Consider the following 7,257-nt stretch of genomic DNA (forward strand, 5'->3'; position numbering starts at 1 on the left):
ACTTGTTATGATAAAATACCTTCCATTACATATTGTATTTTCCTTCATTGGAATGATGTTATCAATTTTTGTATTTGCACAAAATGAGAAATCTACTGTAATTACTGCAAAATCTCCTGATCAACTTTATTTGGGAGCGTTGCTGCAAGAAAGTTTAATCAATACTAAAACTCACGATGTCTTGCCGATTATTCAGGATGATATTGTTGTCAGTTTTGGAGGGATTAAGTTAAAGAGTAAAATCATCAAATCTGAAAAAGCAGCCTTTTATAATATAATTGAGGAAGCACAGCAGATTGCAAATAGCGTTCCTCATAGTGAAAACAGCTTTTCCTTTAGTATCAAAGACTTGAAGAGCTATGGAGATGTTGCGCATTACTTTGGTCAGAAGATTGATGTAGCGGATTGGTTTTCAGTTTCTGATCCTGATGAAAAACCACAAACATTACTCGCTGTAAATATGGAGCGTGTGGCTTTTACTGCTGAAATGGATCTACCTGCCGAAGGTAAATTTAAAACTAATAATGCACTGCTTGACCGCTATAATAGCAATGAGCTTATTTATGTGAATACCCTTTCTTTTGGTCGCAGGGCGATTGTTCTTGTTGAATCCAATTTAGATGCATCTCAAGTGAAAAATGCCCTATCTGCTATTTTGACAAGGAAGGAACTGTCAAATCAGGAAAAAGGTGTTTTGGCCAATTGCACCTTCCGGGTAGCGTTGCTAGGTAGCCAAGATGTAATTGATGTTGACTCTAGCAGGATATTAGAAGAGGTTCTAGATTATATCGATGCTAAAAAAGACTTTAGTAGTCATGGACTTCCGATCTCCTTTGGTGCTGCTTACCTCAGAAACAATCAAATTTTTTCTAATTCATACTAACTATTTTTCGCAATTCTAAATCCGAGGTCGTCAATTTTAAACTTTAATGGGTGACTTCTTCTGCGTGTTGTTGCCATTACGCTCCTTTCTGTATCACAAAAACCGCCACCGCGGAAAATACGGTAGGATCCATAAACCTCGGTATCGTATAGATCGGAGCACCATTCCCATACATTGCCCAACATATCGTAAAGTCCCCAGGGGTTTGGGGCCTTTTGTCCTACATTTTGAGTTTTTTGCTCTGAATTGTCCTTATACCATGCAATTGATTCTAATTTGCCATATCGAACTCCAGTTGTTCCTGCTTTACAGGCATACTCCCATTCTGCTTCTGTTGGTAAGCGAAATCCGGCTGCTGTTTCATCATAGGTTATTTCTTCATTTTCAGCGTTAATTTTATAATATGGTTCTAATTTGTTTAGAGAAGAGAGCTTGTTGCAAAAAATCACAGCGTCTTTGAATGTTACGGTTTCAACAGGAAGGGAATTTCCGATATAAGTACTTGGGTTAGTATGGGTGACTTCAACATACAGTTCCTGCGTTACAGGAAATTTGAGAAGCAGAAATGGTTGAATGTTTACCGTCCACTTCTCTTTTGTTCTGTCATCGCGTAACGCAATCTGTCCACCGGGTATTTCTACCATCTGCTCCAGAAAATTTGATTTCATTGTCATGCTGCTTCTATTCAATTCGCCCCATCTATTTTTTAGGGCTTTAGACGTCGAACTTACAAAATTAATCTGTTTCAAGTTGTATGTGCCCAAAAATAGTACTTTCAGAATATGCATTAAAACTTACTCAGAAGAATTGATTTCTTTAATTAATTTACCTTCGTTATTCAGGATTTTAAACAGAGGATTACCGAGGCTATCAACCGATATGATGATACGTGGTTTTTCATCTGGACCATTAATGACTAAACCTGAATTTCCATTGTCAGTCATTAAATTAATTCTATTTGTATTACCACCAATTTTACCAGACAGATCCTTATCATTGATGACAATACCTGATTTATAGTGATTGTTTTTATTACTTTGCTGCGTTAAAATTCCAATAGCATCCGCATTGTCATAGTCAAAAGCCAAAGCGTAGGTATTGGTTTCCGGATTTTTTGAGATCGCTAATCCTCCACATTCATCTCCTTTTTCATTATAAAATATGATACCTGCAGGATTTAATGCGCGTTTGTATTTTTTTCCGAATAAAATCGGTGGCTCCATCCTTTCTTGGTTTGAAATAATCATCCTATTTACACCTTTATCATCAACGATATTGATCCGTTTGACTGTAATCTCATCAAACTTTTGATGTAATGTATTGAACGAGTAAAAAAGCATTAGAAAAGCAATCGTTACTATCCCTGCATAAAATCCGACTATTAACTGAGCATTTTTTTTCATCTTAAATTGAATTTTGTTCTTGTTTATTTTTAGTTATCCTTAATAATTGATCTATTTTCCAGCCTAGGCTGTGTGCACAACATGGAGGCCGACAAAACAAAGAACGAAAATTGCAGTAGTGTATAATTGTAAAATATCATTTTTTATAACTGGCAGGTTAGAATAAGCGTAGGGAACACCATGTCGAGTTCGTAAGGGAGAGGGGGCATATCCATTTTAATGGAACAGTACGGAAAGTGGAGTTGATACCAATCAAGATTTATTAATCTTGATGAAGTAAAGTACGGATTAAAAATTATAAAAAGTATGATGGATTTTTGCCCGTGATTGCTTTAAAATCTTTTATAAAGTGAGACTGGTCATAGTATCCTGCATTTAACCCGATTGCAGTTAAATTCGTTTTTTTGTGATCATTTTCGAATAAATTTCTAAATCTCACAATGTTTGAAAACTGTTTTGGTGAAGTGCCAACTTGTTTTCTGAATTTTTTTTCAAATGAGTCTCTACTAATCTGCAGTTGACCTAATAGTTTTTTGATCGGAATAGAACCTTGGGAGTCAATAATTTCACGGATCGCTTCTTTAATAATGCCATCCGTATGGGCACACCATAATTCCACAAGCAGAAACCTTTCTATTTTTTCGACCATCAGTTCATATTCATTTTTTTTAGAGAAAATTTTGTTTAAGTGAGAAATTTGATGCCGGTTAAAAAAATCATCAAATGGTATAAATGTCTCAAAAAACTCATTTATGGGGGTATTAATCAATGCGGATGCCACCCCGGGATTAAAGATAATGACAAATAAAGTGGTGCACTTTGAGAATTCAAAATGGAGTGAAGTCCGGGCGATCCCAAAAGCGAAAGCTTTGGGTAAACTGATCACCTCCTGATTTTTTTGCTTCATTGTGACTGCACCATTCAAAATATAGTTCAATGATACTGATGTGCTGGGAAGCGTTTCTAAATTTACTAAATCAGGAGTTTCCACTATCATAAACTCTTTGACATATTCTTGAAGAAATGGGTCTGGAGTAAATCTATATTCCTTTATTTTATTAAAGTGCTCTTGTTCAAAAAAAGCTATATTTTTCTTTCCCATTTTAAGTATAGTTATGCATTTAATCCATTTGTTTTATCTACATGAATGTTTTTTGTTTTGATCCAAATTCAACAATTATCTTAAATAATCAAAGTGTTATTTTATAAATAGGTCTGATTTTTTTGGGTTTAAATTATTTATATATTAACTTTAGGTACAGATTGTCGATATAATGTTTGACGGAAAATGATTGTAGACATTATTGAAAAGCAGTGTTTTTAGCTGGAATTGGTGCAGCGGTAGCTGCGCACCAAACTTAATAAATATTTGAAATATGAAAAAGGACATCAATACGAGAGCGGTGATCATCCGTGCTTTCTTTATTTTTTTGGTATTTATGTTAGTAGGCGGTTATCTCGCATATATCGGTATATAGAAGGTTCTCATCATCGTAATTAAATCATTGATGAAGGTAACACAATGCTTGATCCGATCGGGTTTATCAGAATGATATACTTTTAGAAATTGACTATTGGAAAAGAGCGAATCCTTCTTCATCTCTTATTTTGATGAGTTGTCGAATGCAGAAGTATTAGCATTCCTCTTAAGGTAGCCACTCTATCTAACTTAGAACAACTGTATCGCTACAAAATAAAGTGCAGCAATAGCAACCGTTAAGCCGACCACTTTTAGATATTTATTCTTTTGGGTGTTATTACTTCTGAGTATATCCAGATTGTTTAGAAAAGCTACAAGTGCAATTGCGATGAGGATACTTTTACCATTAAAAATAAAAACCAAACAGAAGGGGAGTAGTGCAATAGCAAAATCGTACCATCTAAGTTTTTCTACAATATTGTGCTGGATCTGATCGATTTCTAGCGCTTGTACAATACCTGGAAAGTCATTTTTTGGATAGGCCTTTAAAATTTCGCCTGTCTCGGTAGGAATTAAAAAAGGTTTCCCTTTTTCCGGTGATCGTTCCAGGTACTTCATCTTTATATAAAGATTGTCCGCCAAACCAAGTTGAATATTTCATTTCAAAGATTGACTCTGGAAAGTTGGGTAATGTAAATTGGTATTTCATATTTAGTTATAATCAGTTTTACTTAATCCTATATTTATAAACGACGTTGTCCGCATTATTTTCATCAATCACATCAGGCCGTAAGATAAATCCATTCTTTTCTAAGAGTTGACGAGACTTTAGATTATCTCGAACTGTCTTTGCCTCGATATGGTTGAGATTTAAAGTAGAAATAGCATAGTTTAAAACCAGCTGTATTGCGCTACTCATCAAACCTTTGCCTTGAAATTCAGGTAGCAATGCATAACCTAGCTCAGCATAATTCTTTTCAGGATTAATTCGCCAGAGTGTAATTGTACCCGCAAATTGTTGTGTGTCTCTCGTGTTGATCGTAAAATAATGGGTGGTGTCCATCCGCTCTTTGATAAAGAATTGAATCTCTTCGAGCGATTGGTTTAGATCACGTTTCATAAATTTATTCACCTCAGGATCTGTCCGTAGTTTATGGATATTTTTAGTATCACTAGTGTCTATATATTTCAATAAGACATTATTTAAGACCATGTGTTGGTTTTTATCTTTAAATTTTGTCTCTACGCTCATGTCCTTGATGTTTTTTGAAATTTGCAACCCGGTTATTTTCTTTTTTCGATCTTCTTTTTCATGAGAAATACGACGCCTGTTGTACCTCCATTGCCAGAAAAAATGTCGTTGTAGTCTAATGTCTCGAGTAATTCAAAATCCTGCTCCTCCATATAATTAAGTACAGCAGCGAAAGAAGTACATAAATATAACCAATAACCTTGTAACTAACGTGGGTAAGATTAGATAAGACCGTAAAGAATGTGATCAAAGTGGATTTTCTAGTTACAATTTATAGTGAGCACTTTTTAAATTTTTAAATAATCATTATGAACAGAAAAACCCTAAATTTTATGGCAGCTGGTTCTTTGCTAGCTGTTTGCAGTATTCATGTATCCTGCAGCAAAGAACATGTGAACCAATCAACTGATCAATTGTTAAATGTGTCAAAAACAAAAGCGGTTGCGATTACCGCTTCCGTACAAAGTTTATCCGATTATGAATTAATTTGGTCGGATGAATTCAATACGGTAGGGGGCTTTGACAACAGTAAATGGAGCTATGCCGAACGCGGTACTGTAGCCTGGAACAAGTATATGACGCATACATCTGATTACGTTTCGCAAGATGGTAATAATCTCGTGCTGCGCATGGACAATGCTGTGATTCCAACAGATCCGGTTCCGTATCATAGTGGCGGTGTTAAATCACAGAGTAAATTCAGTATGACCTTTGGTAAAGTAGAGGTCAGGGCAAAATTTACTCAAGGAAGGGGTTCGTGGCCAGCGATATGGATGATGCCAGAACCTGCAACGGCTTATGCCGGATGGCCGGGATGTGGTGAAATCGATATTATGGAGCATGTCAATAATGAGATGGTCGTGCATCAATCGGTGCATAATGCTACCGTAACAGGTTCTGGGGGAGGTACCAGTGCGACACATTCTACGAGCTATAATGCAGCTGACTATAATATTTATGGTCTCGAGTGGAGCCCGAATGCGCTCAAATTTTTTGTTAATAATACCCTTCAGTATACGTATACGAAGGCCGCTGGAGCGACTTGGCAACAATGGCCATTTGATGTTCCTTTTTATTTAATTTTAAATCAAGCTGGTGGAGCGGGTTGGCCTGGTGCTATTACGAACGCGGATTTGCCGTTTAATATGCAAGTGGATTATGTACGTGTTTATAATCTGCCTATCTTTTACAATGGTGGGTTTGAAACGGGTACACTTTCGCCTTGGACTTCTTGGGGTGGCAATGCGGCGATTGTTAATTCCAATATGCGTACAGGTTTAAAATGTATTCAATTGACGGGGGGAGCAAATGCTGTTGAACAGTATTTAACGGGACTGCAACCTAATACGACCTATCGGTTTTCTGGATATGGTAAAGTTGCCGCTGCTGGACAACAGGTGTTACTTGGGGTTAAAGGTTATGGCGGCGCTGCTGTCGATGCGGCCTTTAATACAACTGCATACAGCAATAATTCCGTTACTTTTACAACGGGAGCGACACAAACAACGGCAACTTTATACTTTTATAAGGCTGGTACCGGAACTGTTTACGGAGATGATTTTACTTTAGAAAAATTATAACAAAGAGTCGATGTGAACTAAATGGAGCCTTGTTTGTATCTTTTGTATACATAACGTTCATAATATGCTTACAGTTATTCAAAATCTGCCTGACCATGTGTTTGCCGTTCGTGCAAGTGGAGAGGTCACCAAAGATGATCTAAAAGATGTTTTATTGCCCGGACTGGAATCCCTGGCCAATCAATATAAAGAGATCTACTATCTTTTGGTATTGGATACCGATGTGCAGAACTTTACTGCAGGTGCCTGGTGCAGGATCTGATAGCAGGAGTGAAGCACTTTACAGATTGGAAGAAGATGGCCATCGTAACCGATCAGAAAGCGGTAGAAAAATTTACGGATGCCTTTAGTTACATCAGTCCGGGCGAAGCTAAGGGCTATGAACTCCGTGAGCTACAAGATGCGATCGATTGGTTGAGTATTAAAAAGTAAGTGCATGTGCTGATGGCATTACCTGCGGGGCTTGCTCTTGAAATCACAGTTTTTCCAATCTTATTCGTCACGATAAATTTTGGAAAAGGAACAATTGAGATTCTGCAAAATTCCATTCAAAGCAATTTAAGGCACTCAAGTGTTGCGCGAAAAGCTGTACAGGTAAAAAGAAATATACTAAAAAGCTAATAGCAACATTGTTGTCTATTACGCTTTTTAGTATATTTGCCTTTGTGCTGATACATAAACAAATCCAATCTAGAAGTTTAAGAGCGAATCTTACTCGT

Annotated in this window: 9 protein-coding genes; 4 read left to right on the forward strand and 5 right to left on the reverse strand. The window is 36.7% G+C overall.

Going from position 1 to position 7,257, the window contains the following annotated elements:
- Positions 1-7 precede the first annotated feature (7 nt).
- The gene (locus tag L950_RS12780) at positions 8-883 is read left to right on the forward strand and encodes a thiol-activated cytolysin family protein (protein WP_021189095.1); all 876 of its coding nucleotides are present in this window, start codon (positions 8-10) and stop codon (positions 881-883) included.
- On the opposite strand, the gene L950_RS12785 is transcribed toward L950_RS12780, so the two are convergent.
- From L950_RS12785 to L950_RS12805, 5 genes are all read right to left on the reverse strand, one after another.
- Complete coding sequence (locus L950_RS12785; protein ID WP_231577227.1) at positions 880-1,632, reverse strand: formylglycine-generating enzyme family protein; 753 nt, start codon at positions 1,630-1,632, stop codon at positions 880-882. The genes L950_RS12780 and L950_RS12785 overlap by 4 nt on opposite strands.
- A 45-nt stretch (positions 1,633-1,677) precedes the next feature.
- Complete coding sequence (locus L950_RS26500) at positions 1,678-2,286, reverse strand: hypothetical protein (protein WP_021189097.1); 609 nt, start codon at positions 2,284-2,286, stop codon at positions 1,678-1,680.
- A gap of 295 nt (positions 2,287-2,581) precedes the next feature.
- A complete protein-coding gene (locus L950_RS12795; RefSeq protein ID WP_021189098.1) occupies positions 2,582-3,388 on the reverse strand; it encodes an AraC family transcriptional regulator in 807 nt (268 codons plus the stop codon).
- 567 nt (positions 3,389-3,955) lie between these two features.
- A complete protein-coding gene (locus L950_RS12800; protein WP_021189100.1) occupies positions 3,956-4,324 on the reverse strand; it encodes a hypothetical protein in 369 nt (122 codons plus the stop codon).
- 109 nt (positions 4,325-4,433) lie between these two features.
- A complete protein-coding gene (locus L950_RS12805; protein ID WP_021189101.1) occupies positions 4,434-4,958 on the reverse strand; it encodes a GNAT family N-acetyltransferase in 525 nt (174 codons plus the stop codon).
- A 308-nt stretch (positions 4,959-5,266) separates the two neighbouring features.
- Here L950_RS12805 and L950_RS12810 point away from each other — a divergent pair, with 308 nt between their 5' ends.
- The 3 genes from L950_RS12810 (at position 5,267) to L950_RS33160 (ending at position 6,970) form a co-directional block, all read left to right on the forward strand.
- Positions 5,267-6,538 carry a family 16 glycosylhydrolase gene (locus L950_RS12810; RefSeq protein WP_021189103.1) on the forward strand — a complete coding sequence of 424 codons (1,272 nt, stop codon included), beginning with the start codon at positions 5,267-5,269 and terminating at the stop codon, positions 6,536-6,538.
- A 64-nt stretch (positions 6,539-6,602) separates the two neighbouring features.
- Positions 6,603-6,800, forward strand: a complete 198-nt coding sequence (locus tag L950_RS33155) for a hypothetical protein (RefSeq protein WP_231577229.1) — start codon at positions 6,603-6,605, stop codon at positions 6,798-6,800.
- Positions 6,788-6,970, forward strand: a complete 183-nt coding sequence (locus tag L950_RS33160) for an STAS/SEC14 domain-containing protein (RefSeq protein ID WP_231577231.1) — start codon at positions 6,788-6,790, stop codon at positions 6,968-6,970. The genes L950_RS33155 and L950_RS33160 overlap by 13 nt, the downstream gene beginning before the upstream one ends.
- The last annotated feature ends 287 nt before the right edge of the window (positions 6,971-7,257 follow it).

The organism is Sphingobacterium sp. IITKGP-BTPF85 (genome assembly GCF_001006065.1).
GTDB lineage: Bacteria > Bacteroidota > Bacteroidia > Sphingobacteriales > Sphingobacteriaceae > Sphingobacterium > Sphingobacterium anhuiense.